This window comes from Sphingomonas hominis, from assembly GCF_013328205.1.
Lineage (GTDB): Bacteria > Pseudomonadota > Alphaproteobacteria > Sphingomonadales > Sphingomonadaceae > Sphingomonas > Sphingomonas hominis.
This window is the reverse complement of record NZ_JABULH010000006.1, coordinates 109017-133733: the sequence shown is the minus strand read 5'-3', so window position 1 is coordinate 133733 and position 24717 is coordinate 109017. Positions and strand designations below refer to the sequence as shown.

General features: G+C 68.7%; 26 protein-coding genes, 1 tRNA gene and 1 riboswitch. Of the genes, 15 read left to right on the top strand and 12 right to left on the bottom strand.

What is annotated here, in order from left to right; translation table 11 throughout:
* Positions 1 to 69: 69 nt before the first annotated feature.
* The 6 genes from HRV97_RS14050 to HRV97_RS14025 all read right to left on the bottom strand — a co-directional run bounded on the left by HRV97_RS14050 (position 70) and on the right by HRV97_RS14025 (position 6725).
* Entirely contained in the window at positions 70 to 834 is a 765-nt protein-coding gene (locus HRV97_RS14050) for an ATP-binding cassette domain-containing protein (protein ID WP_174194904.1), read from the bottom strand.
* A complete protein-coding gene (locus tag HRV97_RS14045) occupies positions 831 to 1814 on the bottom strand; it encodes a FecCD family ABC transporter permease (protein WP_174194903.1) in 984 nt (327 codons plus the stop codon). The genes HRV97_RS14050 and HRV97_RS14045 overlap by 4 nt, the downstream gene beginning before the upstream one ends.
* Positions 1815 to 2004: 190 nt before the next feature.
* Positions 2005 to 2790 carry an ABC transporter substrate-binding protein gene (locus HRV97_RS14040; protein ID WP_174194902.1) on the bottom strand — a complete coding sequence of 262 codons (786 nt, stop codon included), beginning with the start codon at positions 2788 to 2790 and terminating at the stop codon, positions 2005 to 2007.
* A 17-nt stretch (positions 2791 to 2807) separates the two neighbouring features.
* Positions 2808 to 4730: a TonB-dependent receptor plug domain-containing protein gene (locus HRV97_RS14035; RefSeq protein WP_174194901.1), complete on the bottom strand. Its 1923-nt coding sequence runs from the start codon at positions 4728 to 4730 to the stop codon at positions 2808 to 2810.
* A 204-nt stretch (positions 4731 to 4934) separates the two neighbouring features.
* Positions 4935 to 5154: riboswitch (cobalamin riboswitch) on the bottom strand.
* Between the two features lie 142 nt (positions 5155 to 5296).
* Positions 5297 to 6007, bottom strand: a complete 711-nt coding sequence (locus tag HRV97_RS14030) for a queuosine precursor transporter (protein WP_174194900.1) — start codon at positions 6005 to 6007, stop codon at positions 5297 to 5299.
* Between the two features lie 79 nt (positions 6008 to 6086).
* Positions 6087 to 6725: a hypothetical protein gene (locus tag HRV97_RS14025; protein WP_174194899.1), complete on the bottom strand. Its 639-nt coding sequence runs from the start codon at positions 6723 to 6725 to the stop codon at positions 6087 to 6089.
* A gap of 241 nt (positions 6726 to 6966) precedes the next feature.
* Here HRV97_RS14025 and HRV97_RS14020 point away from each other — a divergent pair, with 241 nt between their 5' ends.
* The 4 genes from HRV97_RS14020 (at position 6967) to aguB (ending at position 10472) form a co-directional block, all read left to right on the top strand.
* On the top strand, positions 6967 to 8310 hold the full coding sequence (locus HRV97_RS14020) for a NupC/NupG family nucleoside CNT transporter (RefSeq protein ID WP_174194898.1): 1344 nt from the start codon (positions 6967 to 6969) through the stop codon (positions 8308 to 8310).
* A gap of 311 nt (positions 8311 to 8621) precedes the next feature.
* On the top strand, positions 8622 to 8828 hold the full coding sequence (locus HRV97_RS14015) for a hypothetical protein (protein WP_174194897.1): 207 nt from the start codon (positions 8622 to 8624) through the stop codon (positions 8826 to 8828).
* Positions 8828 to 9145, top strand: a complete 318-nt coding sequence (locus HRV97_RS14010) for an HPF/RaiA family ribosome-associated protein (protein ID WP_174194896.1) — start codon at positions 8828 to 8830, stop codon at positions 9143 to 9145. The genes HRV97_RS14015 and HRV97_RS14010 overlap by 1 nt, the downstream gene beginning before the upstream one ends.
* A 475-nt stretch (positions 9146 to 9620) precedes the next feature.
* Complete coding sequence (aguB, locus tag HRV97_RS14005) at positions 9621 to 10472, top strand: N-carbamoylputrescine amidase (protein ID WP_174194895.1); 852 nt, start codon at positions 9621 to 9623, stop codon at positions 10470 to 10472.
* A 3-nt stretch (positions 10473 to 10475) separates the two neighbouring features.
* On the opposite strand, the gene HRV97_RS14000 is transcribed toward aguB, so the two are convergent.
* Together HRV97_RS14000 and HRV97_RS13995 are read right to left on the bottom strand one after the other, a co-directional pair.
* Positions 10476 to 10709 (bottom strand): hypothetical protein, encoded by a 234-nt coding sequence (locus HRV97_RS14000; protein ID WP_174194894.1) that lies wholly within the window; start codon positions 10707 to 10709, stop codon positions 10476 to 10478.
* A gap of 35 nt (positions 10710 to 10744) precedes the next feature.
* Positions 10745 to 11413 (bottom strand): uracil-DNA glycosylase, encoded by a 669-nt coding sequence (locus tag HRV97_RS13995; RefSeq protein WP_174194991.1) that lies wholly within the window; start codon positions 11411 to 11413, stop codon positions 10745 to 10747.
* Between the two features lie 23 nt (positions 11414 to 11436).
* Between HRV97_RS13995 and folK the strand changes: the two genes are divergently transcribed.
* Complete coding sequence (gene folK, locus HRV97_RS13990; RefSeq protein ID WP_174194893.1) at positions 11437 to 11934, top strand: 2-amino-4-hydroxy-6-hydroxymethyldihydropteridine diphosphokinase; 498 nt, start codon at positions 11437 to 11439, stop codon at positions 11932 to 11934.
* A tRNA-Lys gene (locus HRV97_RS13985) sits at positions 11925 to 12000 on the top strand. Before folK ends, HRV97_RS13985 begins: the two co-directional genes overlap by 10 nt.
* A gap of 9 nt (positions 12001 to 12009) precedes the next feature.
* On the opposite strand, the gene HRV97_RS13980 is transcribed toward HRV97_RS13985, so the two are convergent.
* Positions 12010 to 13338, bottom strand: coding sequence for a dihydroorotase (locus tag HRV97_RS13980; protein WP_174194892.1), 1329 nt, complete (start codon positions 13336 to 13338; stop codon positions 12010 to 12012).
* 44 nt (positions 13339 to 13382) lie between these two features.
* Here HRV97_RS13980 and ygfZ point away from each other — a divergent pair, with 44 nt between their 5' ends.
* Positions 13383 to 14102 carry a CAF17-like 4Fe-4S cluster assembly/insertion protein YgfZ gene (ygfZ, locus tag HRV97_RS13975; protein WP_174194891.1) on the top strand — a complete coding sequence of 240 codons (720 nt, stop codon included), beginning with the start codon at positions 13383 to 13385 and terminating at the stop codon, positions 14100 to 14102.
* Between the two features lie 100 nt (positions 14103 to 14202).
* On the opposite strand, the gene HRV97_RS13970 is transcribed toward ygfZ, so the two are convergent.
* Both HRV97_RS13970 and HRV97_RS13965 read right to left on the bottom strand, forming a co-directional pair.
* Complete coding sequence (locus HRV97_RS13970) at positions 14203 to 15126, bottom strand: glycosyl hydrolase (protein ID WP_174194890.1); 924 nt, start codon at positions 15124 to 15126, stop codon at positions 14203 to 14205.
* Entirely contained in the window at positions 15123 to 15944 is an 822-nt protein-coding gene (locus HRV97_RS13965; RefSeq protein ID WP_174194889.1) for a TIGR04290 family methyltransferase, read from the bottom strand. The genes HRV97_RS13970 and HRV97_RS13965 overlap by 4 nt, the downstream gene beginning before the upstream one ends.
* A gap of 127 nt (positions 15945 to 16071) precedes the next feature.
* Here HRV97_RS13965 and HRV97_RS13960 point away from each other — a divergent pair, with 127 nt between their 5' ends.
* Positions 16072 to 16995, top strand: coding sequence for a glycosyltransferase family 9 protein (locus tag HRV97_RS13960; protein ID WP_246248745.1), 924 nt, complete (start codon positions 16072 to 16074; stop codon positions 16993 to 16995).
* Positions 16979 to 17434, top strand: coding sequence for a DUF6165 family protein (locus HRV97_RS13955; RefSeq protein ID WP_174194888.1), 456 nt, complete (start codon positions 16979 to 16981; stop codon positions 17432 to 17434). The genes HRV97_RS13960 and HRV97_RS13955 overlap by 17 nt, the downstream gene beginning before the upstream one ends.
* Here the strand turns inward: HRV97_RS13955 and HRV97_RS13950 are convergent.
* The gene (locus HRV97_RS13950; RefSeq protein WP_174194887.1) at positions 17418 to 18002 is read right to left on the bottom strand and encodes a histidine phosphatase family protein; all 585 of its coding nucleotides are present in this window, start codon (positions 18000 to 18002) and stop codon (positions 17418 to 17420) included. The genes HRV97_RS13955 and HRV97_RS13950 overlap by 17 nt on opposite strands.
* Positions 18003 to 18189: 187 nt before the next feature.
* Between HRV97_RS13950 and HRV97_RS13945 the strand changes: the two genes are divergently transcribed.
* From HRV97_RS13945 to HRV97_RS13920, 6 genes are read left to right on the top strand one after another with little or no spacing between them, the layout of a single operon-like run.
* Positions 18190 to 19302 (top strand): NAD-dependent epimerase/dehydratase family protein, encoded by a 1113-nt coding sequence (locus HRV97_RS13945; protein WP_174194886.1) that lies wholly within the window; start codon positions 18190 to 18192, stop codon positions 19300 to 19302.
* Positions 19299 to 20351, top strand: coding sequence for an SDR family NAD(P)-dependent oxidoreductase (locus HRV97_RS13940; protein WP_174194885.1), 1053 nt, complete (start codon positions 19299 to 19301; stop codon positions 20349 to 20351). Before HRV97_RS13945 ends, HRV97_RS13940 begins: the two co-directional genes overlap by 4 nt.
* Positions 20348 to 21433 carry a glycosyltransferase family 4 protein gene (locus HRV97_RS13935; protein WP_343044519.1) on the top strand — a complete coding sequence of 362 codons (1086 nt, stop codon included), beginning with the start codon at positions 20348 to 20350 and terminating at the stop codon, positions 21431 to 21433. The genes HRV97_RS13940 and HRV97_RS13935 overlap by 4 nt, the downstream gene beginning before the upstream one ends.
* A complete protein-coding gene (locus tag HRV97_RS13930) occupies positions 21430 to 22539 on the top strand; it encodes a CgeB family protein (RefSeq protein ID WP_174194884.1) in 1110 nt (369 codons plus the stop codon). Before HRV97_RS13935 ends, HRV97_RS13930 begins: the two co-directional genes overlap by 4 nt.
* Complete coding sequence (locus HRV97_RS13925) at positions 22536 to 23624, top strand: CgeB family protein (protein ID WP_174194883.1); 1089 nt, start codon at positions 22536 to 22538, stop codon at positions 23622 to 23624. Before HRV97_RS13930 ends, HRV97_RS13925 begins: the two co-directional genes overlap by 4 nt.
* Positions 23621 to 24715 carry a CgeB family protein gene (locus HRV97_RS13920; protein ID WP_174194882.1) on the top strand — a complete coding sequence of 365 codons (1095 nt, stop codon included), beginning with the start codon at positions 23621 to 23623 and terminating at the stop codon, positions 24713 to 24715. The genes HRV97_RS13925 and HRV97_RS13920 overlap by 4 nt, the downstream gene beginning before the upstream one ends.
* Positions 24716 to 24717 lie beyond the last annotated feature (2 nt).

Genomic DNA, 24717 nt, shown 5'->3' with positions numbered 1-24717 from the left:
ATCCCGCTTCTTCTCGCAGCGACTAGGAGTGGCGGGACCCCGGATCAGGTCCAAGGAGACCTCAGGCGCTCACCATACGCGCACGCTCGCGCCGTGCGCGTCGCGCACCACGCGCATCTCGACGTCGTAGAGCGCGCTCAGCACCTCGGCGGTGAGCACCGTGTCGGCCGCACCGTGCTCCACCACCACGCCGTCGCGCAGCGCCACCGCATCGTCGGCGATGCGAAGCGCGAGGTCGAGGTCGTGCAGCGCCACCAACACCGCGCAACCCGCCTCCGCCAGCGCGCGCAACCGCCGCCCCGCATCGAGCGCGTGGCGCGGGTCGAGCCCAGCGGTCGGCTCGTCGACGATCAGCACCTCAGGCGTCCCCACCACCGCGCGCGCCAGCATGACGCGCGCCAGCTCGCCGCCCGACAACTCGGTCGCGGCACGATCGCGTAGGTCGGTAAGGTCAAACTGCTCCAACGTCTCGCCGATCCGCGCGCGCAAGTCGGGCGACAGTCCGCCGAACGCCGGCAAATGCGCGGTGAGCCCAAGTGCCACGACGCGTTCGACGCTGATCGGCCAATCGACGCGCGGTGCCTGCGGCAGATAGGCCCGCCGCCGCGCCAGCGTCTGCCGTCCGACCTTTCCAAGCGGCACCTCGCCCAGCCGCACCGCGCCCGCGTCCGGCGCGATCAGCCCGGCGGCGACCGCCAGCAACGTCGACTTGCCCGCGCCGTTCGGCCCCACCACCGCGGTCAGCTTACCCGCTGCGAAGCGCACGCTCGCCTCGTGCAACACGGCGCGCGCGCCGCGCCGCACGGTGACGGTGTCGAGCGACAGCGCGCTCACGGGCTCACTCGCCTCAAATGCAGCACCAGCCACAGGAAGAACGGCGCGCCAACCGCGGCGATGAACACGCCCAGCTTGATGTCGGCGGCGAACGGCAAGGTGCGCACCGCCAGATCGGCGGCCAGCACGATCGCCGCGCCGGCGAGTGCGGCGGGCAGCAACGTCGCGCCCGGCCGATGCGCGACCAGCGGGCGCACCACATGCGGCGCGATCAGCCCGACGAATCCGATCGTCCCCGCCACTGCGGTCGCCGCGCCGATCCCCATCGCGGTGCCGATCAGCGCGAGCAGTCGCGCACGCCGCACGTTGACCCCGAGACTCTCCGCCTGCGCCTCGCCCAGCGCCAGCGCATCGAGCGCGCGCGCGGTCGCGAACAGCATCGCCGCGCCGATCAGGACGAACGGCCCGGCGAGCACGACATGGTCCCAGTTGCGATCGGCGAGCGACCCCATCAGCCACGTCATGATCTCGTACGCGGCATAAGGGCTGGGCGCGAGGTTGAGCGCCAGGCTGACGCCCGCCCCCGCGATCGTCGACACCGCCACGCCCGCCAAGATCAGCGCCAGCGTACCCCCGCGCCTAGACAAGGCCAGCGCTACCGCGATCACCGCCATTGCGCCGGCAAGCGCGAACAACGGCGTCGCCAGCGCGAAGCTCGCCGCGAACCCGTAATAGATCGCGATCACCGCGCCGAGCGACGCCCCCGCCGACACGCCCAGCAGTCCCGGCTCGGCCAGCGGATTGCGCAGCAACCCCTGCAACACCGCGCCCGACAATCCGGTGATCGCGCCCACGAGCAGCGCCAGGATCGCACGCGGCAGTCGGATCTCGACCACGATCTCGTGCGCCAGCGGCACGCCGCCGCCAAGCAGCGCGCGCGCGAGCGTGGCCGGCGCGAACCAGATCGTCCCGGCGGCGAGCGACGCGCAGAACAGCAATGCCACCAGCAGCGTCAGTGCGGGCACGAGCGCACGGGTCATGCAGCGGACCCCCACACAATGCTCCACCATCGTTCTTCACCCCTCCCTGACAAGGGAGGGGCCGGGGGTGGGTTGGTCGACGCCGATCGCCACGCTTCGCCGCAGGCCAGCCTACCCCTGACCCCTTCCTTGTCAGGGAGGGGAAGGCGCGCGTGGCGATCGCCGGACACCGTATGGTTCGCACCCATCATCACGCCGCCGCCCGCAACGCCACTGCCGCGCGGCCCACAGCGGGCGTGCCGCAGATCACCCGCGACAGCGGCACGTCGATCCGCTTCGCGCGCGGCCAGCGCGCGCGCACCGCCGGGTGCTCGCGCCGGCTGTCGGCAGCGCTCGCGTCGCGCTCGCCCGCGCTCATCGTGACCAAGCGATTGGGGGCGAGCGCCAGCAGTGTCTCGACATCCGCGGGTGCCCCCGCCGGCGTCACATCGGTATAGCCGGCCGCACGGATCGCGAGCGCGAGCAGCGGCGTCTCGCTCAACCCGTCACGCGTCCACACCGCCACGCGCTCGCGCCGGGGCGGGAAGGGGAACAGATCGCGCGTCATCGCGGCGATCATCGCTTCGCCACGCGCGCGCTCACCCACCGCGGCCGCCAGCGTGCGGATGTTGGCCGCGATCGCGCCCGCGTCGCTCGCGTCGGGCAGCTCGACCATCGGGTACCCCAACCGGTGCAGGATCGCGCGACCGCCCGCGTTGGAGAAGGTGTCGGTGACGATCAGGTCGGGCTTGGTCGTCACCACTTCCTCCACCCCGCCGCGGTTGGTCGCTACCGCCCGCGCCGCCGCCACCGCGTCGGAATAGCGTGGATCGCGCGACAGCCACGTCACCGACGCGATTCGAGCGGGCGGCAGCAGCGCGAGCACCAGCTGGTCGGTACATTGGTTGAGGCTCATCACCCTGACCGGCCGCGCGGGCGCCACACGCGGCACCGGCGTCCCCGCGCCGCACGCGGCGAGCGTGAGCGCGAGGAGCACCGGCCAGCGCATCCGCCTTACAGCCGCGCCCGGATACCGGCGTAGGCGGCGCGGCCCGCGGTGCGGAAGCCCACTACCTCGCGGTAATTCTCGTCGAACAGATTTTCGACCCGGCCGTAGAGCGACAGCCCCGGCGTCAACTGTATGTCGCCGTTCAGGTTGACCAGCGTGTAATCGTCCAGCCGCTCGGTCACGTAGGTCGCGAAATTGGTGTCGAGCGCGCGCCCGTTATACCGCACCGTGACGTTCGCGCCGAAGCGGTCGCCCTGCGCGCGCCACGCCAGGTTCGCGCTGCCGATATGCTTGGGCCGGCGGATCAGCGTCGCGTCCGCCTCATCCTCCGCGTCGAGATAGGTGTACGACCCGTCGAAGCGGAAGCCCGCGGGCAGCGCCAGGTTCGCCGACACCTCGACGCCCTCGTGCGGCGAGCGCCCGGCGGCGTTCACCACCGTATAGGTCGGCGCGAACACCGACACGATCTTGTCGCGCAGCACCGAGTGGAAATAGGTCACGTCGATCCGCCCGCGCCCGTCTAGAAACGATTGCTCCGCGCCCGCTTCCCAGCCGTAGGAGCGCTCGGGCTTCAGGTTCGGGTTGCCGACGAAACCGCTAGTCGGCGAGAAGCCGAACAATTCGGAGAAGTTGGGCGCCTTGACGCCTTCGCCGCCCGCTGCGTGCAGGCGCGTACCGAAATCGAAGCGGTAGCTTCCCTGCGCGCGCCACGTGGTCGCGTTGCGGAACCGGTTGTTATCGTCGTGGCGCACCGACGCGCCCAGCCCCAGCCGCTCGCCGACCGTCAACTGGTACTGGCCGACGAAGCCCCAGTTGGTCGTGTCGCGGAACGGGTTAGCGCCGGTGATGAACGCGGACGTGCCGCGGAACTCCTCGCGCTCGTAATCGACCGCGCCGGTGATCTGGTGCGAAACACGCTCGTCGCCGAGCTTGAGCGACGACACGTACGATCCCTTGATCCGCCGCCCGGTGTTACCCGACGTCTCGTTACCCGTGTCGTCGAACAGCGCGCGGTCGGTGTTGGCATATTGCGCCGACACGTCATTGCTCCAGCGGCCATCGGCGGTGCCGAAGCGGGCGCCGAGCAGCGAGTAGAAGGCGTCGTTGCGATACGTCCCACCCGCGTCGATCGCGTCGCCGGTGACCGCATAATCCTGGTCGTTCAGCTCCGCCTCGCTGTGGGTATAGCGCACCACACCGCGCAAGCTGACACCCGCGACCTCGTAGCCGAGCTTGCCGTTCAGCGTCCCGATCCGCGACCCGATGTCGCGCGTGCCCCCCGGCGCCACCACGAAGCCGCCGGTGCCCAGATACGATCCGCCGACCGCGAAATCGACGCCCGCGAGCGTCCCGGCACCGCGCGCCGCGCCGTTCACCGTGTTGAACGAGCCCGCCTCGATCCGCCCTGCGAAGCCTGGCATCTCGCGCCCGCTCGCGGTGATGTAGTTGATCACGCCGCCGATCGCGTCCGACCCGTAGAGCGCGCTTTGCTCGCCGCGCAGCACCTCGATCCGCGCGCCCGGATCGGCGACGAGCGAGGCGAAGTCATATTCGCCCGAATAAGGGTCCGCCGCCTCGATCCCGTCGATCAGGACCAATGTGTGGTTCCCTTCCGCCCCGCGGATGCGCACCTGCGTCAGCCCGCCGACGGGACCCGTGCGGTTGACCGACACGCCGGGCACGTCGCGCAGCACGTCGGACACGACGCGCGTCTGCCGGTCGGACAGGTCGACCGCCTTGATGACCGTCGCCGACGATCCCAGCGTCGCGGTGGAGATGCCGCCCGCGCCGCGGTTGGCGGTGACGACGACGGTGTCGGTGACGGGTGCGTCGGTGTCGGCCGGCTGGTCGGCCTGCGCGAGTTGCGCGTGCGCCGACAGCGGCAACAGCGCAGCGGTAGTGGCGAGTGCCAGTGAAACGAACTTCATGATGTGTAACCCCTTTGGCGTCGTGACGGACGCACGGGCAGGGGCCGTTCGCGTGAGCCGAAGCGCCACGAAACCTGTCGGCGCGCGAGCCCGGCGGCAGACGCGCGCCACCCGGTTCGTGCACCGTCGCGGCCCCAAAAACCGCGCGGCTTCGTCGCTCGACGAGAAATCTTCCCGTGCCTCGGCCATCCCCTGGACCAAAGCCATGAGCGACACGCGCCGGCAGGTCTCCTGGCTCACGGGTCACGGCCCGGTGCACGGCCTTCCCAGGTTTCCCCAGTGGCTGCGAACGGCAAGAACCGCCCGCCTTGTGCACCGCGCTCGCCGCTTACAGTTGCAGGGACAGCCGCGGATTTGAAGGGAGAGCCCCTCTCACCGCATTCCCTTTGAAGCCCTCTCGGGCACCGGCGCGATCATCGCGAGGAAACGGCGTCGCCGCCACGTCCCCACATGGCGCGCCTTAACGGATCGCGTCCGCAGAACAAGGGGGCGTCGCCGGGCGCGCCATCGTTCGTCCGGCGCCTCGTGCGCCCAGCTATCCCGCCGCGCTAAGCTATGCGTCGCGCTCAGGCGCTCGGCCGCGCTCCGCCGCCCGCGTCCAACCGCCGCCCGATCGCGACCGCCAGGTAGATGAGCGGCGGCACCAGCACGGCCGACAAGACCACCTTGGTCAGCATCTGCCCCGCCATCAGCCACCCGATCGCCGAGGTGCCGAAGGCGATGGTGATGAACAGGATCGTGTCGATGATCTGGCTCAGCGCGCTGGCGGCCGCGGCGCGGAACCACAGCAACGAATGGCCCTCGCGCCCTTTCAGCCACGAGAAGATCGTGACGTTCAGCGTCTGCGACACGCCGTAGGCGATGATCCCGCCCAACCAGATCCACGGCGTCGCCCCCATCATCGTGTTGAACGCCGTTAGCCGATCGGCCCCCATCTCTCCGGCGGCGGGCAGCGCCAGCACGATCAGCGTCAGCAGGATCGAGACGAGCAGCGGAATAAAGCCGAACAGCACCAGCTTGTTGGCGGTCGCGCGGCCGTGCAGCTCCGCCACCGCGCTGCTGGTGACCACCAGCAACAGGAACGCGAAGATCCCCGCCTCGATCGCCAGCGGCGGCAGGCCGACCACCGGCCCCAGCGCGGACAAAGGCCCGAGCGACACCTGCTTGTTGCCCAGCACGCCCGCGATGCACGTCATGCCCCCGTAAAAGATCGAGAACACGAACAACGACCGCGAGATCGCGGGCGCTTGATGGATCGGTGTGGGCGGGATCGGCATCGCCGACTGCTAGCGCGAAACGCCGGCGCGTCAAACGATTGGGGTCGATCGGTGCGCAAGCGCCCGTGTATCGCGTGGCTCAACGACGCTGTGCGGCGCGCTCCATCGCCGGCCGGTCAAAGGCCTGCTCGGCATAGCGACCGTTTTTCTCTACCCAGTGCAGAAAGAGGTGCGCCGACCAGCTATTCGGATTGGCGTCGAGCCGGCCGTGACGGTGGTGCGTGCCCTGGTACAACACGCCATCGCCGGGCTCCATCGCGACCGATGCATAAGGCGCGTCGCCAAAATCGTCGCTCACCTCGGGCCGCGGCATATCCGTCGGCGTTGTCTGCACACTGAGTGCCCAAGGCTTGTTGTCGCCGTAAGCGATCGTCAGCGACACGCTGTGCTCGCACGCCGGACGGTCATGATGGATGCGGCACACGTCGCCTTGCTGATAAGCGCGGAAGTAGGCGTAGGTTGGCAGTAGGTCGCACCCCACCTCCGCCGCGATCCGCGGGGTCAGTCCCCATAAAAAGCCGAGCAGCGGCGTATACTGATACGCATACACCTCCAGCGCCGGGCGCTTGAGCAACGGCCCCTGCGCGGCAAAGCTGCTGAGCGGGCGCCCCGCTGCGTTCAGGTCGGCTTGCATGCGTCCGTAAAGGGTCAGCAGCACCTCGGGCGGAAATAGCTGCGGCAGGTGGGTGTAGCCATTCGTCCGATATTGGTCGTTCACGGTGCACCAGCTCCTTATCCGCTTGACCAACCGCGACAGGGTATGACGCCACCAGTCCGACAGCGGCGCTTACCCGTTCGCGCGCCGGTCGGCAAAGGGGCGAGCGCGGCGCAACAGCCTGGATCAACCAGGCTTTCGCATCCGTCCGGCACGCGTGTATGGCGCGCAACGGTGCCATGTGTATGATGGGTGCCCGCGCGGGGGGCCGCGTCGTTCGATCCACCATTCACGCGGAAGTGTCATGCAGCGTATCCTCATCGGCCTAGCCGGCGTCGCGGTGATCCTCGGTATCGCGCTGCTCTTGTCCACCGATCGCCGCGCGATCCGGCTGCGCGTGGTCGGCTCCGCCTTCGCGCTGCAAGCCGCGATCGCGGTGATCGTGCTCTACTGGTCGCCTGGCCGCGCGGCGCTGGCAGGGGCGTCGGGCGGAGTCGCCGCGCTGCTCGGCTACGCGCACGCGGGGGTCGAGTTCCTGTTCGGCCCGCTCGCCCGGCCCGAGATCGGCGGGACGAGCTTCGCCATCGCGGCGCTGCCCGTCATCATCTTCTTCGCCGCCCTCGTTTCGATCCTCTACCATCTCGGCATCATGCAATTGGTGGTGCGCTGGCTCGGCGGCGCGATCGAGCGCGTGATCGGCGTCAGCAAGGTCGAGAGCCTGTGCGCCGCCGCCAACATCTTCGTCGGGCAGAGCGAATCGCCGCTCGTCATCCGCCCCTATCTCGCCGGGCTCACCCCGCCGCAGGTGTTCACCGTGATGACCAGCGGAATGGCGGGCGTCGCAGGGACCATCCTCGCCGCTTACGCCTCGATGGGGATCAGCATCGACTATCTGCTCGCGGCGAGCTTCATGGCGGCGCCCGGCGGCATCCTGATGGCCAAGATCATCATGCCCGACCGGCTCGCGCCGCGGCCCGGCGAGCTGCCGCTCGACGATCCCAACGACCCACTGAGCATCGAGGGTCGGCAGATCGCAATCGCCGAAGGCCGCCTCGACGCACGCGGCCCCGCGGTGCTCCCCTCCGAGACGCCGGGCGAGCCGCTGCCGGACGCGACGCACGACGAAGAAAAGCCCGCCAACCTCATCATGGCCGCCGCGCAGGGGGCGCAGACCGGCGTCAAGCTCGCGGTCGCTGTCGGCGCGATGGTGCTCGCGTTCGTCGCGCTGGTCGCGCTCGCCAACGGCATCCTGGGCGGGATCGGCAATCTGTTCGGGCTGCCGGGGCTGAGCTTCCAGGGTCTGCTCGGTTACCTGTTCCAGCCGGTCATGTTCCTGCTCAACATTCCCTGGAACGAGGCGGGGATCGCCGGCGGACTGTTCGGCGAGAAGATCGTGTTGAACGAATTCGTCGCCTATATCGACCTCGGCAAGCAGTCGGCGGCGCTGTCGCCGCGCACCGTCGCGGTGATCACCTTCGCGCTGTGCGGTTTCGCCAATTTCTCCTCCATCGCGATCCAGATGGCGGTGACCGGCGGCCTGGCCCCCAATCAGCGCCCGACGATCGCCAAGCTGGGCTTACGCGCGCTGGTCGCGGGCAGCCTCGCCAACCTGATGAGCGCGGCGCTGGCGGGGTTGCTGATCGGGTAGGGAGCGCGGGCGCTCTCGCCCAGCCCCGCACGCTCATTCCATTGAACGACGCACCTGTTGACCGCACCACGCCGGCAAACCCACAACGTAGAGCGGATTCAGCGATTATCAAACATCCACCACAAATACTCGGCGGGTTGTCGCTGCTGCAGTTCCAAGGTGCGGTCGTTTGTAGGAACTCGGACAGGCCGTTCTCGGTAGGCTAGCAACACTTCGTAGGGATATTCGCACCCGACCGCGTGTTCCTGTTTCATGGGCGCAGGCAGACCTGATCGGCCCGCGAACGAAGACAGATGCATGGAGGTGGTGCAATGGCCGAACAGGCCAATCAACAGGAACTCGCGCAGAAGGCCGCACGCCTGAAAGCCGAGCAAGACGTCACGGTTAACCGTCCTGATAACGACGATCACGCGCACGAGGGTGTGACGTCGACGCCCTTTGAGGATCAGGCGCCGTCGGGAGCCTTCGATGCCGAGGGGCATCGCCCGGTCCTTGAACGTAGTCGGAAGGTGCGCTGATGCTGGTACAGATCAATACTGACAATCGCCTCGAAGGCACGACCGCGACCGCTGCGGCCATCAAGGAGCGGGTGCGCGAGCGGCTCGCGCGTTTCGCCGACCGGTTGACCCGGGTCGAGGTGCATCTTCGCGACGTCGACGGCGACCGCAACGGCGGCCAGGGCATCGAAGCGACGCTGGAAGCGCGCCCCGCCGGTGGGCAGCCGATCGCCGTGACCGACCAGGCGGCGTCGATCGACGGCGCAGTGGCCGGGGTGGTTCGCAAATCCGTCGACATTCTGGATCGCGCGTTCGGCAAGCAAGACGCGGTACGATAATTCAGCTCGAGGCGCGTCAACCGGCGCGCCTCGACATTACGCCCAGATCGAAAATGCATCTTCGAGCGCGTTTGGCCAAAACTCCAACCAGCTCGAATTGCCTGACTACGCCAGCCAGTTGAGCACCTGAGGCCCAGCGTACCTTTCCCATTTCACCATCGTTTGCAGGGAGAGCGGCAGGGCACAACATCGATCATGCAGATCGGCGTCGCCGTAAGCGAAATGATCACCTTGCATCAAAGCAGGCATTTCGCAGGAGCCCTGTCCTACACTGTCAGCGCACGCCACAAGCGTGTTCGCTCTTTCTCAGTCCCGCTCAAACAGGCGTCTGCGCGCGACCTAGCACGCGGCATTTTACCCGCCCCTTCACCACCCGCAGCACCGCGCGTTGGCCTCTCCTTCGTGTGACCTTCCGCGTCCACGGTCCCGCACAATCCGCTTGGACCCGTCGCCTGCCGCCCCTATCTCCCGCACCATGACCGAGATCACCGTCGCCGCGCTCCAGCTCGCTTTCTCCGCCGATATTGACGCTAACATCGCCAAGGTGTCCGAGGCCGTCCGCGAGGCGCATGGCCGCGGTGCGCAGGTGATCCTGCCGCCCGAATTGTTCGAGGGCGAATATTTCTGCCGCGTCGAGGACGAGGGCCTGTTCGCCAACGCCGCACCAGTGGGCGAGCACAAGGCGGTGCTCGCGATGCAGGCGCTGGCCGAGGCGCTCGGCGTGTGGATCCCGACCAGCTTCTTCGAGGCGGACGGCCCGCACCATTACAACAGCCTGGCGATGATCGGCCCCGACGGCGAGGTGCAGGGCGTCTATCGCAAGAGCCACATCCCCGATGGTCCGGGGTACGAGGAGAAGTTCTACTTCCGCCCCGGCAACACCGGGTTCAAGGTGTGGCCGGGCCCGAACCGCACCACGCTGGGCGTCGGCGTCTGCTGGGACCAATGGTATCCCGAGACCGCGCGCGCGATGATGCTGATGGGGGCGGAGCTATTGTTCTATCCGACCGCGATCGGCAGCGAGCCGCACGACACCAGTCTCGACACCGCGCGGCTGTGGCGGCGCGCGATGGTCGGCCACGCGGTGTCGAACGTCGTCCCCGTGATCGCCGCCAACCGCGTCGGCACCGAGCACGGTCAGACCTTTTACGGCACCAGCTTCATCACCGACGAGCGCGGCGACATCCTGGCCGAGCTTGACCGCGAGGAGGAGGGGGTGATCACCGCGACGCTCGACCTCGCGCGCGTCAAGCGCCACCGCGCCGCCTTCGGCTTCTTCCGCGATCGCCGACCCGAACTCTACGGCCGACTGGTCGCGGATATTTGAGCGTCAGCGTCGCCGCGCGCCGATGTCCTCGCGCACCTTCATTGGGCGCGAGCAGCCGTTCTCGCTGCGCAGCACGGTCAGCACCGCATCGGCATTGGGCTCCTGACCGAGCGGGTGGACGCCGCCCTTGCGCTCTGCCGCGATCAGCCGTGCCTGCCTATCCTGGCACAAGGGCTTGGCATCGGGCGCCTTGGTGGGCGCGGCCGCTGCGAGCGCGACGAGCAGAAGAAGTGACATGGTCGAAATCTCCGGTCAGTGATGGCCTGAGCCTATCACGCCTTCGCGCGCTCGCGTAGCTCCAGCGCCCGCGCGAACACCGCCTCAAACATCTCCGTCGTCAACCGCCCGGTGTTCTGATTGTAGCGCGAGCAGTGATAGCTATCGAGCAGGATGCGCCCGTCCGGCATCTCGTGCTCGGCCAGATGCCCGAACTTCGCCTTGGGCAAGCGCCCGCCGAGCATCTTCACCGCCGACTGGTGCGCGATCTGACCCAGCGCCACGAAGACGCGGACGTTGGGCAGCACCGCTGCCTGCTCCTCCAGGAAGGTGCGGCAGGTGCGGATCTCCTCGGGCGTCGGCTTGTTCTCGGGCGGCAGGCATTTCACCGCGTTGATGATGATGGCGCCGTCGAGCGCGAGCGTATCGTCCGCGCGCGCCTCGAACGTGCCGTGCGCGAGCCCGTATTTGCCGAGCGTGTTGAACAGTAACTCGCCCGCATAATCGCCGGTGAAGGGCCGACCGGTGCGGTTGGCGCCGTGCTTGCCGGGGGCGAGGCCGATGATCGCGAGCCACGCGTTCGGATCACCGAAGGCGTTGACGGGCGCGTTCCACCAGTCGGGATATTCGACGCGCAAGGCTTCGCGGAACGCAACCAGCCGCGGGCAGCGCGGGCAATCGCGCGGCGGTTCGGTCTCGGGAATAGGGGAGGGTGCGAAATACATGGCGCTGCGATAGGCGCATCTCCATGCGTCGCTCAACCTACCTCGTCGCGGTCGGATCGAACCGCGTCGGTCGCCACGGCCGTCCGCGGGGTGAGGTCGCCGCCGCGCTGCGGCTGCTGGGTGGGCGAGCATCCCCGATCATCGCCAGTGCACCGCTCGGCCCCTCGACGCGCACCTTCGCCAATGCCGCGGTGCTGATCGAGAGTGACGAAGCGCCCGCCGAATTGCTCAAACGGTTGAAGCGGATCGAGCGGGCGTTTGGTCGCCGCACCGGTCGCCGCTGGGGGGCGCGGGTGATCGACCTCGACATCATCCTGTGGTCGGGCGGGCGCATCGCCACGCCGACGCTCACCGTCCCGCACCGCGCTTTTCGCACGCGCAGCTTCGTGCTGGCGCCCGCGCTGGCGATTGCGCCCGCGTGGCGCGATCCCGTGACGGGTCGCAGCGTCCGCCAGCTTCACACCCGGTTGACCGCGCGCCGCCCCGCCCCTAGGTCGCGCGAACACTGTTGGGGTCCGTAGCTCAGTCGGTAGAGCAAGCGACTTTTAATCGAGAGGTCCCGGGTTCGAGCCCCGGCGGACCCACCAGTGTTCCCGTTATCGCCCGATCGCGGTTGCCTCGAAGCGGATCGGTGCGCCCTGCGCCCGGTCGCCGAGCTGGTCCTCCCACATGGCGACCTGCCCGCGCACGATCGTCCCGATCGGCTTGCCGGTCAGCTCCATCCCCGTGAACGGCGACCAGCCACTGCGCGAGGCGAGCCAGCGCTCCTCGATCACCCAGCGCTTCTTCAGGTCCACCACCGTGAAGTCGGCGTCGTATCCCGCGACGATCCGGCCCTTGCCGACGATGCCGAAGATGCGTTGCGCGCCCGCGCTGGTCAGCTCGATGACGCGTTGCAGCGTCAGGCGACCGCTGGCCGCATGGTCGAGCAGCAGCGGCAGCAGCGTCTGCACGCCGGGCATCCCGCTGGGGCTGGCAGGGTAGGGCTTCGACTTCTCCTCAAGCGTGTGCGGCGCGTGGTCCGAGCCGATCACGTCGGGCACGCCCTGGTTGAGCCAGTGCCAAAGCCCGTCGCGGTGCGCGCCCGAACGGATCGGCGGGTTCATCTGCGCCAGCGTGCCGAGCCGCGGATAGGCTTCCTCGCCCGCCAGCGTCAGGTGCTGCGGCGTCACCTCGCAGGTGGCGATGTCCTTGTTCTGGCCGAGCAATTCGAGTTCGGCGGGCGTAGTCACGTGAAGCACGTGGATGCGCCGCCCGGCCGCGCGCGCCAACCCCAAGATGCGGCGCGTGGCGAGGATCGCGCTCTCGTCGTCGCGCCATACGGGGTGCGACGAGGCGTCGCCGGTCACGCGCTCGCCCTCACGCGCGTTCATCCGGTCCTCGTCCTCGGCATGGATCGCGACGCGGCGCGTGCCGTGGGCGAGTACCTGCGCCAGCGTCGCGTCGTCGCTGACCAGCAGGTCGCCGGTCGACGCGCCCATGAAGATCTTGACCCCCGCGGTGCCCGGCATCCGCTCCAGCTCGGCGAGCGCGGCGGGGTTGTGGTGCGTGGCGCCGACGTAGAAAGCGTGGTCGCACCACATTCGGTCCTTGGCGCGCGCGAGCTTGTCCGCGATCGCCTCCGCGCTGTCGGTGTTGGGCTTGGTGTTGGGCATCTCGAACACGCCCGTCACGCCGCCCATGACGGCCGCGATGCTGCCGCTCTCCAGATCCTCCTTGTGGACGAGGCCGGGCTCGCGGAAGTGGACCTGCGTGTCGATGACGCCCGGCAATATGTCGAGTCCGGTGCAGTCGATCGTCCGTCCTGCGTCGCCCGTCTTGCCGATCGCGACGATGCGCCCGCCGCTCACCGCGATGTCGGCCTGCACGGGCCCGCCCGGCGTGTGGACGGTGCCGCCCGTCAGTTTCAGGTCACAGGTCGCCATCGCCAGCCCTTTCGTCGCGTGATGCGCCTCCCTAACTCGGGGGCATGAGCGATGCCACCCCGACCGCCCTCGAACCCGGCACGACATTGACCGATCGCGCGATCCTGCGCGTCTCGGGCGAGGATGCGGCGGGGTTCCTCCAAGGGCTCGTCACCAACGACACGGGCCGGCTGCCCGCCTATGCTGCGCTGCTGACGCCGCAGGGCAAGGCGTTGTTCGACTTCATCATGTGGGCGGACGGCGACGACGTGCTGCTGGATGTCGAGGCGACCCAGGCCGATGCGCTCGCGCGTCGGCTGTCGATCTACCGCCTGCGCCGCGCCATCACGATCGCGCGCGACGACGGGCTGGCGGTGCATTGGTCGCGTGAGCCCGTTGAGGGTGCGGTGCCCGATCCGCGGCTTCCCGCGCTCGGCTACCGCTGGATCGCGCCGCCGGGCGCGCCGGCTAAGGGCTGGCACGCGCACCGCCTGTCGCTCGGCGTCACGGAAGGGCTGGCCGAACTCGGCTCGGGCGAGACCTTGTGGCTGGAGGCGAACGCGCGCGAGCTGAACGGCGTCAGCTTCACCAAGGGCTGCTACGTCGGGCAGGAAAACACCGCGCGGATGCACCACCGCAGCAAGGTCAACCGCCGCCTCGCGGTCGCGCCCGACGACGCCGCCGATCCGAAGCGGCGCGTGGGTTACGCGGACCTGGGCGTGATGGTGACGGTGCGTCGCGCGGAGGAGCTGGGCGACGGCGTCGTGCCGCCCCCCGCAAACTAATCACCCTCGTCACCCCGGACTTGATCCGGGGTCCCGCTGCTTTTGCCCGGTCGCAGAAGAAGCGGGGTCCCGGATCAAGTCCGGGACGACGAATATGCAATCAAGCCGCGACCACCTCCGCCTTCGGCGCCGCTACCTTGGGCGCATAGCGCTCGATCATCTGCGCGCAGAAATCGGCGAACGCCTGCGGCTCGCGCGCCGCGCTGGTGTGGTGCGGCTGGATGCCGAGATGCTCGGGCGTGAAGCAGAAGGTGACGGTGGTGTCGAAATCCTGCAGCGCCTCCATCTGCCGGTCGAACCAGCCGATCGCGTCGGGGCGAAAGCTGTCGGCCCAGGACAGTCCGGTGCGCAGCTTCTTCGTGCCCAGCCGCTTCATCCACTCGACCGCGTCGTCCAGCCGGGGGTCGTGGTAGTGGAACCACTGCATCAGCCCCATCTCCGACGCGACCTTAGCGTAAGAGTCTAGCGACGGCTTGGGCGTCCCGTCGGCGCGGATCAGCCCCATGTAGAAATGGCGATAATAGCTCGAGCCTTCCGCCTCGCGGTGGCGCGTCGTCGCACCCCATTCCTGTGGCAGGTCGAACAAAGAATACCAGTAGATGCGCGGCACGCGGCCGATCAGCAGCTCGGCGGTCTTCTCGACCCCGAACACCTGCACTTCCTCCGCGCCGAACGAGCCGACGCCGACCTCGGTCACCCAGACGGGCTTGGTCGTAACCGCCTCGATCTCGGCGATCTTGTTGGGCCATTCGTGGATCGACCACAAATTCCAGTCGAGCGGAAAGCCGTGCACCGCCAGCACGTCGACCGCGTCCAAGCAGCCGTGGCCCTCCAGACGCTTCACCCACATCGGGTCGATCGGCGACATGCCGCCCAGCACGCGCGTCACGTTCGGGTTGACTGCCTTGATCGCGGCTCCGGTGCGGCTGACCGTGTCGGCGAACTTCGACCAGTCGGGGTCGACCTCGGGATCCCAGTGCGACTTGTTGTTCGGCTCGTTCCAGATCATCGCCGCTTCGATCACGCGTTTACCCCCATATCGTTCTTGGCCGGGTACACCGCGGCCGGACCAAATTGCGCATAGGGCACGTCGGTGACGCGGCAAAGGAAGACGTCGTCCTGCGGGCTCTCGACCACCGCGAACCCCGCGGCGCGCAACATCGCCATCGACCCCGCCCGGTTGGGTGCCCACCAGTTTGTCCAGTCGCCCGCGAACTTCCGCTCGATGAAGTGCATCTTGGGATAGCCCGGCTCGTCGAAATACGGCGGCGGCGTGTAGCTGTCGGGCAGGAAGAAGGGGTGGTCCTCCGGCACGTCCGATACCTCGGTTGATCCCTGCTGCATCGTCTGGAACAGCATCAGGTCGCGCGCGACATGCTCGCGGATCAGGTCGAGCGCGAGCAGCGGGTGGCGCAGGTGGTAGAGCACGCCCATGAAGATCACGACGTCGAAGCGCTCGCCGAGCTTCGCGACGTCGTAGACCGACAGGTTGCGGAACTCGACCGAGTCCTGGAAGCCCAGCGCCCGCGCTGCGACCCGTGCCTGCGCCAAGTAACGCTCGTCCGAATCGATGCCGACGACGCGCGCAGCGCCACGCCGCTTCATCTCCATCGAATAGAAGCCCGCGTTGCAGCCGATGTCGAGCACGGTCTTGCCGGTCAGGTCGGCGGGCACGCAGTCGCGGAACATCGCGAACTTGAAGTTGGGATAGTCGCCCAGGAAATGATCGGGCGCGGTGTGGAGCCCGCCGCCCAGATCGATGTTGTGGAACCACGGCGCGAGCGCGCGCACCTCCTCACGCAATGCGTCACGCGTGTCCGCGCGTTCCCCAGTGTCGCTCATTCGTCCCCCTTCGCAATCGTTACGCCAACGATCCTGCCACAGTGCCGTTCCGGTGAGCCAGCAACAAAGCTGCATTACGCATCCGCAACGATGGAACCGCGTCGCTTCCTCAAGGATTTAGGCAGGGATGGTAGATGCTGCCGACCCCCATGCTACCGACGGGTGGACCGCCGCGATGCGCCGCGGCGACTACGCAGCCGCCTTCGCGATCGGCGACGCGACGATCGCTGCACGTGATCCAGCGGAGCGCGACGACCCGCGCGTCGATTATCACCGCCGCTGGTTGTGGGACGGCCGCGCGTTCGACGGCGAGGACGTGCTGGTGCGCTGCTACCACGGGCTCGGCGACACGATCCAGTTCGCGCGCTTCCTGCCTTTGCTCGCACGCCGGGCACGCTCGGTAGCGGTCGAGGCTCCCGCGCGGCTGCACAATCTGCTGGCGACGATCCCCGGCGTTGATCGCCTGCTCCCCTTCGACCACGCGGCACCTGCCAAGCCGTTCGCCTGCGACATCGAGATCACCGAACTGCCGCAGGCATTGCGCGCGACGCCCGCGGACGCCAGCGCACCCTACCTGCGCGCCAGCCCCGCCGCACTGCCCGCGGAAACGATTGGGCTATGCTATTCCTCGGGCGACTGGGACCACGACCGCCGCGTGCCCGCCGCGCTGCTCGCGCCCTTGTGCGAAGGCAATCGCTGCCTGTCGCTCGTCGCCGAGCCGTCCGAGCTCGCCGTCCTCAACCCCGCCGGGTGCCCGTTCGACATCGACGCCACCGCCTCGCTGGTTGCCGCCTGCGCGCTGGTCGTCACCGTCGACACGATGATCGCGCATCTGGCCGGTGCGCTCGGGCGGCCGACGTGGCTGATGCTCAAGGCCGAGCCCGACTGGCGCTGGACGCCTGGCGCGCCCGACACGCCCTGGTACCCGACGATGCGCCTCTACGCGCAACCGCGCGCGGGCGACTGGGCGAGCGTGGTCGACACCATCGCGCGCGACCTATCCGACTTCCAAGCCCCGCACAGGAAAGCAGCGCATGGCCTCCAGAATTAGCCCAAATGTTCCCGTGTCCTGGGGCGAACTGCTCGACAAGATCAGCATCCTCGAGATCAAGCGCGAGCGGATCGTGCGCGCCGACGCGCGCGCCAATGTGATGAACGAGCACCGGCTGCTGAGCGAATTCGGCGACATGGCGCTGCGCAGCGACGGGGTGGCTCCGCTCTACGCCACGCTCAAGGCAGTCAACGAGGATCTGTGGGAGATCGAGGACGCGATCCGCGAACAGGAAGCGGCGGGCACGTTCGGCGCCGAATTCATCAGCCTCGCGCGCGCGGTGTACCACCGCAACGACGAGCGCGCCGCGATCAAGCGCGCGATCAACGAGACGATGGGCTCCGATCTGATCGAAGAAAAGAGCTACGCCGACATGCGGCAGGTGCCGGTCCACACCTCGGCGCGTGCGGGCGGGGCAGGGCTCATGGCCGCTCGTTGAGCGCGACCAGCCGCGTGCCCGCGTTGCTTAACTGGAGCGTCGTCACCGATCCGGGATCGCAGTCGAACCCGTAGATGCGCGTGAACGACACGCCCAAGTGCCGCGCCACCAGTCCGCGGATCACGTCGCAGTGCGTCACGCACAGCGCGGGCGCCTTATCGGTGGGAATAGCGTGGATGTAGCGCCACGCGCGCTCCACCGCCTCCGCCATCGTCTCGCCGTTCGGGCAGCGCGCGGTGTCGCGCTCCGCGTTCCAGCGCTGCCAGTCCGCGTCCGCGTCGAGTGACGCGAAGTCGCGCCCGGTGAACGCGCCGAAATCGATCTCGTCCAGCGCGGGCGCGACCACCGGCACCAGCCCGGCGCGCGCGGCGGCGGGCGCCGCGGTTTGCTGCGTCCGCGCGCGCGGACTGGTGTGGATCGACGATAGTGGCATGCGACTGAGCCACCACGCCAGCCGCTCGGCCTGCGCGCGACCCTCGTCGGCGAGCGCGATCTCCGACCGGCCGCTCAGGATGTGGCCGACCTCGGCGTGGATGCCATGGCGCGCGAGCAGGATGGTGCGGGTCATGGTGTCCGCTCAACCACGCCGCCGCCGCCGCGGCAACTGAGCTCAAGAAAATTACGACCCCGGAACGACTTGCGGAACAAAGCTAAGTAGAAGATGTTCTTACCTTGTCATGGCGTCGATGGCCGTGCTTTGTCATTGATCCAGATCAATGCCGCTACACCCATCGACCGTATGCGGGGTGGGAAGCATGGAAACGGTTCTGATTACGGGCGGCGCGGGCTTCATCGGGCGCTTCGTCGCCGACGAACTGCTCGCGCGCGGCAACAAGGTGCGCGTGCTCGACAGTTTGATCGAGCAGGTCCACGGCGACGTCGATCGCCCACCGCTCCTCAACGACGAGGTCGAGCTGATCCGCGGCGACGTGCGCAACGGCGACGTGGTCGCCAAAGCGCTCAAGGGTATCGACAGCGTCGTTCACCTCGCCGCCGAGGTTGGCGTCGGGCAGTCGATGTACGAGGTCGAGCGCTACACCTCGACCAACGACGTCGGCACCGCCGTGCTGTTCGAGAAGCTGATCGACCAGCCGGTGCGCCGCGTCGTCACCGCCTCGTCGATGTCGATCTACGGCGAAGGGCTGTACCGCGACGCCGACGGCAACCTCGTGCAGGATGCGGAGCGTAAGGGTCTGCGCGATGGGCTGACCAACTGGGAGCCGGTCGACGCGCAAGGCCGCCCGCTGGAGGCGATCGCGACCCCGGAGTGGAAGCGCCCGAACCTGTCCTCGATCTACGCGCTCAACAAATACGTGCAGGAGCGCACCACGCATATCATGGCCGCACCCTATGGCATGGAGGGCGTCTGCCTGCGGTTGTTCAACGTCTATGGCCCCGGCCAGGCGCTGTCGAACCCGTATACCGGCGTGCTCGCGATCTTCGCCTCGCGGCTGTTGAACGGCCAGCAGCCGATGATCTTCGAGGACGGCGAGCAGCGCCGCGATTTCGTCCACGTCTCCGACGTCGCGCGCGCCTTCGCCGACTCGCTCACGCTGCCGCAGGCGGCGGGCGGCACGTTCAACATCGGCTCGGGCCACCATCGCTCGGTGCGCGAGGTCGCGACCGAGCTGGCGCAGGCAATGGGCAAGAACGACATCTCGCCGCAGGTCGTCGGCAAGGCGCGGATCGGCGACATCCGCCACTGTTTCTGCGACACCAATCTCGCTAAGGAACAACTCGGTTTCGAGGCGGCGCAGGACTTCCAGGCCGGTCTCGCCGTGCTCGCGGAATGGGTCGCGCAGCAGACCGCCGAGGACAAGGTCGAGACGATGCGCGCCGAGCTCGACAAGCGCGGGCTGGTCGCGTGAGTGAAGCGCCTTCGGGGCCGGTCCTCGTCACGGGCGGCGCGGGCTTCATCGGCGCGAACCTCGCCTATCGCCTCGCCGACACCGGCCATGACGTCATCGTCTACGACGCGCTCGCGCGCGTGGGCGTGCGGCGCAACCTCGACTGGCTGCGCAGCCGCCACGGCAACCGCGTCCGCTTCGTCGAGGCCGACGTGCGCGATGCCGATCGCGTGGCGGAGTCGGTGAAAGGCGCGTCGGCGGTGTTCCACTTCGCCGCGCAGGTGGCGGTGACCACCAGCCTCGCCGACCCGATGGACGATTTCGCGACCAATATCGCGGGCACGCTCAACGTGCTGGAGGCGGTGCGCCATCACGCGCCTGAGGCGCCGGTGATCTTCGCCTCCACCAATAAGGTCTACGGCGACCTGACCGACCTCGACTTTGCGTTGGAGGCTGACCGCTACGTACCCGTCGACGCGGAAGTGCGCGCGCACGGTATCGGGGAAAGCCGCCCGCTCGACTTCCACACCCCCTACGGCGTGTCGAAGGGTGCGGCCGACCAGTACGTCCTCGATTACGCGCGCAGCTACGGGCTCAAGACCGCTGTCATGCGGATGAGCTGCATCTACGGGCAGCGGCAGATGGGGACCGAGGACCAGGGCTGGGTCGCGCACTTCCTTATCAGCGCATTGAAAGGCCGCCCGATCACGCTCTACGGCGACGGCTGCCAGGTGCGTGACATCCTCGACGTGTCCGACGCGGTCGACGCCTATCTTGCCGCCTGGTCGCGGATCGACGCGGTATCGGGTCGCGCGTTCAATCTGGGTGGCGGGCCCGACAATGCAGTTAGCCTGCGCGTGCTGCTCGACCATATTGCCGACGTGACCGGCCGCGCGGTTGACGTGCGCCACGACGATTGGCGCGCGGGCGACCAGCGCTACTTCGTCGCCGATACGCGCGCCGCGGAAGCGGCGCTCGGCCTCGCGCGTCGGACCGACTGGCGCGACGGCGTCGCGCGCCTCGCCGACTGGTTGAAGGCAGAGCATGCCGCGCTCGAGGTCGCTGCGTGAGCTTGCGCCTGCTGATGACGGCGGACGCGGTCGGCGGCGTGTGGCAGTATGCGCTCGAACTCGCCGCCGCGCTCGCGCCCCTCGGCGTCGACGCGCACCTGGCACTGATCGGCCCGGCGCCGTCGTCGGCGCAGCGCGACCGCGCCGCCGCGCTGGGCGTGACGTACACCGAGACGGGCCTGCCGCTCGACTGGCTCGCACAGGATGCCGCGGAAGTACGCCGCACCGCCGACGCGGTTGCGATGGCAGCCGCGCTCCACGGTGCGGACGTGGTGCAGCTCAACCAGCCTGCCTTCGCGCTCGCCGATTATGCGATGCCGATCGTCGCGGTCGCGCACAGCTGCGTCGCGTCGTGGTGGGACGCGGTCGAGCGGGGGCCGCTGCCCACCGATCTCGCGTGGCAGGCCGCGCTCACCGGCGACGGCCTCGCGCGCGCCGACGTGAGCGTCTGCCCTTCCGCCGCGCTCGCGGGCACCATGCAGCGGCTCTATGCGCTGCCGCGCCGCCCGCAGGTCGTCCACAACGGCCGCACCGCGATCCCCAGCACCGGTGCGCTCGCCGATCACGTATTCACCGCCGGTCGGCTGTGGGATCGCGGCAAGGACGCCGCGACGCTCGACCGCGCCGCCGCGCGCGTGAGCATGCCGATCAAGGCCGCCGGCCCGCTCGCCGGGCCGCACGGCGAGCAGGTCGCCTTCGCCTACCTCGACACGCTCGGTTCGCTGTCGGACGCGGCCGTCGCCGATCACCTGTCGGCAGGCCCGATCTTCGCCTCCGCCACGCGCTACGAGCCGTTCGGGCTCGCGGTGCTGGAGGCGGCATCGGCGGGCTGCGCGCTGGTGCTGTCCGACATTCCGACCTTCCGCGAACTATGGGACGGCGCCGCCACCTTCGTCACGCCCGGCGACGACGAAGCGTTCGCTCGCGCGATTGAGGCGCTGGCGAGCGACGCCACCGCGCGGATCGAGGCGGGCGAGCGCGCGCGGGCACGCGCCGCGCGCTACACTCCCGCCGCCAACGCGCGCGGCATGGCGGACATCTACGCGCGCGCAGTCGCGCCGCGGGAGCGGGTTGCGGCATGAAGATCGTCTATTTCACCCACAGCCTTTCCTCGTGCTGGAATCACGGCAACGCGCATTTCGTCCGCGGCGTGCTGTCCGAGCTGATCGCACGCGGCCACGACGTGCGAGCCTACGAACCGGTCGATAGCTGGAGCCTCCAGAACCTGCTCGCCGACGGCGGCGAAGACGCGCTCGCGCCCTACCGCGCGTCCTATCCCGAATTGTCGTCTGACACCTACGCCGCCGGCGACGACGTCGCCGCGATGGTCGACGGCGCCGACCTCGTGATCGTCCACGAATGGAACGCGCACGACCTCGTCGCCGCGCTCGGCGCGTTGCGCAAGGCCGGCGCGCCGTGGACGCTCCTGTTCCACGACACCCACCACCGTATCGTCAGCCTGCCGCACGAGATGGATGCCTACGACCTGTCGGGCTATGACGGCGTCCTCGCATTCGGCGAAACACTGTCCGAGCAATATCGCGCGCGTGGCTGGGGCAAGCGCGTCTGGACCTGGCACGAGGCCGCCGATACGCGTCGCTTCCGCCCACTCGACAGCGACACCCACGAAGGCGTCGTCTGGATCGGCAATTGGGGCGACGGTGAACGCACCCGCGAGATCGAGGACTACCTCCTCCGCCCCGCGCAAGCCGCCTCGCTGCCGCTCGACATCTACGGCGTACGCTACCCCGACGAGGCGCGTGCCATGCTCGCGCGCTACGGCGCGCACTATCACGGTTGGGCACCCAACGCCCGCGCGCCCGAGATCTTCGCGCAGGCGCTCGCAACCGTCCACGTGCCGCGCAATTACTACCGCACGATCCTGCCCGGCATCCCGACGATCCGCGTGTTCGAGGCGCTCGCCTGCGGCATCCCGCTCGCCAGTGCGCCGTGGGAAGATAGCGAGGGACTGTTCCGCCCTGGACAGGACTTCCTTTACGCGAGTGACGGCGAGCAGATGGCGGACGTGCTCGCCCGCATCCGCGACGACGCCGATCTGCGCGCCTCGCTGATCGCCTCCGGGCTGGAGACGATCGCCGAGCGCCACACCTGCGCGCACCGCGTCGACGAATTGATGACCATCCTGGACACGCTGGGCACCAACCCTGGCGTGGGAGTTGCCGCATGAAGATCGCTTTCTACGGATCGAGCCTGTTGTCGTCCTATTGGAACGGCGCGGCCACTTATTATCGCGGCATCCTGCGCGCGCTGGGCGAGCGCGGCTACGACATCACCTTCTACGAACCCGACGCGTTCGACCGTCAGCAGCACCGCGACATCGATCCGCCCGAATATGCCAAGGTCGTCGTCTACCCCGCGACCGAAGACGCGATGCGCAATGTGCTGAGCGAAGCCACCGCCGCCGACATCGTCGTCAAGGCAAACGGCGTCGGCGTGTTCGACCGCGAGCTGCTCGAAGGCGTCATCGCCCACGCGAACCCGCGAGCGCTCAAGATCTTCTGGGACGTCGACGCGGCCGCGACGCTCGACGAGATGCGCGCCGACGCTAGCCACCCGGTCCGCGCCGCGCTGCCCGGGCTCGACATGGTGCTGACCTACGGCGGCGGCGCGCCCGTTGTCGACGCGTACACCGGCTTCGGCGCGAAGGATTGCGTGCCCGTCTACAACGCGCTCGACCCGCAGACGCATCATCCGGTCGACGCGGACCCTCGCTTCGCCTGCGATCTCGCGTTTCTGGGCAATCGCCTGCCCGACCGCGAGGCGCGCGTGGAGGAGTTCTTCCTCCGCCCCGCATCGCTCCTGCCCGAGCAGCAATTCCTGATCGGCGGCAATGGCTGGGAGACGAAGGCGATGCCCGGCAACGTCCGCCACCGCGGCCACGTCTTCACCGCCGAGCACAATGCGTTCAACTGCACGCCGCGCGCGGTCCTGAACGTCGCGCGCGATTCGATGGCGCATATCGGCTTCTCCCCCGCCACCCGCGTGTTCGAGGCCGCGGGCGCCGCCGCCTGCCTCATCACCGACGCGTGGGAGGGGATCGAGCTGTTCCTCAAGCCCGACGAGGAAGTGCTGGTCGCGCGCGACGGGCAGGACGTCGCCGACCACCTCTCCGCACTCACCACCGAGCGCGCGGCGGCGATCGGGCAGGCGGCGCTGAAACGCGTGCTCGCCGAACACACCTATGATCTACGCGGCGAACAGGTCGACGCGCTGTTCAAGGTCCACGCCGCGCGCGAGGTGACCGCGGCATGAAGCTCGTCGTCCTCGGCCTCAGCCTCGGCTCGTCCTGGGGCAACGGCCACGCCACCACCTTCCGCGCGCTGCTGAAGGCATTCGCCGCGCGCGGGCATGAGGTCGTGTTCCTCGAACGCGAAGTGCCATGGTATGCGGGCGCGCACCGCGACCTGGTCGACCCCGACTGGTGCCGGCTCGATTACTATTCAGACCTCGATCACTTGGCCGAATGGCGCGGCGAGATCGCGAGCGCCGACGCGGTGATCGTCGGCAGCTACGTCCCCGACGGCGTCGCTGTCGGCCAGCTCGTGCAGGATTGGGTCGCCGAGGGCGGGCAAGGCGTCGTCGGCTTCTACGACATCGACACGCCAGTCACGCTCGCCAAGCTCGAGCGCGGTGACTTCGAATATCTCTCGCCCGCGGTGATCCCCGGTTACGACGTCTATCTGTCGTTCACCGGCGGCCCGACGCTTCGCCACCTAGAGCAGCATTACGGCTCGCCGATGGCACGCGCGCTCTACTGCTCGGTCGACGCGGAGGCGTACGTGCCGCTCGACGTGCCGAAGAAGTGGGACCTGACCTATCTCGGCACCTATAGCGACGATCGCCAGCCGACGCTCGAACGCCTGCTGCTCTACGTCGCGCGCGCCGCACCACAGCGCCGCTTCGCGGTCGCGGGGCCGCAATATCCCGACACGATCATCTGGCCCGACAACGTCGAGCGGATCGAGCATCTGCCGCCCGCCGAGCACGCCGCTTTCTACAGCGCGAGCCGCGCGACGCTGAATGTGACGCGCGCCGACATGATCGCCGCGGGCTGGTCGCCCTCGGTCCGCATCTTCGAGGCCGCAGCGTGCGGCACGCCGATCATCTCCGACCGCTGGGACGGACTGAACGAGATCCTGGGCGACGGGCGCGAGATATTGCTGGTCGACACCTGCGCCGACATGCTCGCCGCGCTCGCGCGCCGCGACCTGGAGCAGATCGGGCAGGCGGGGCGCCAACGCGTGCTCGCCGAACACACCGCCGCGCACCGGGCCGAAGAGCTCGAGCGCCACTTGGAAGAAGCCGCCGAGCACGCGCGCGACAGAAAGCGCGTCTCGGCATGAGG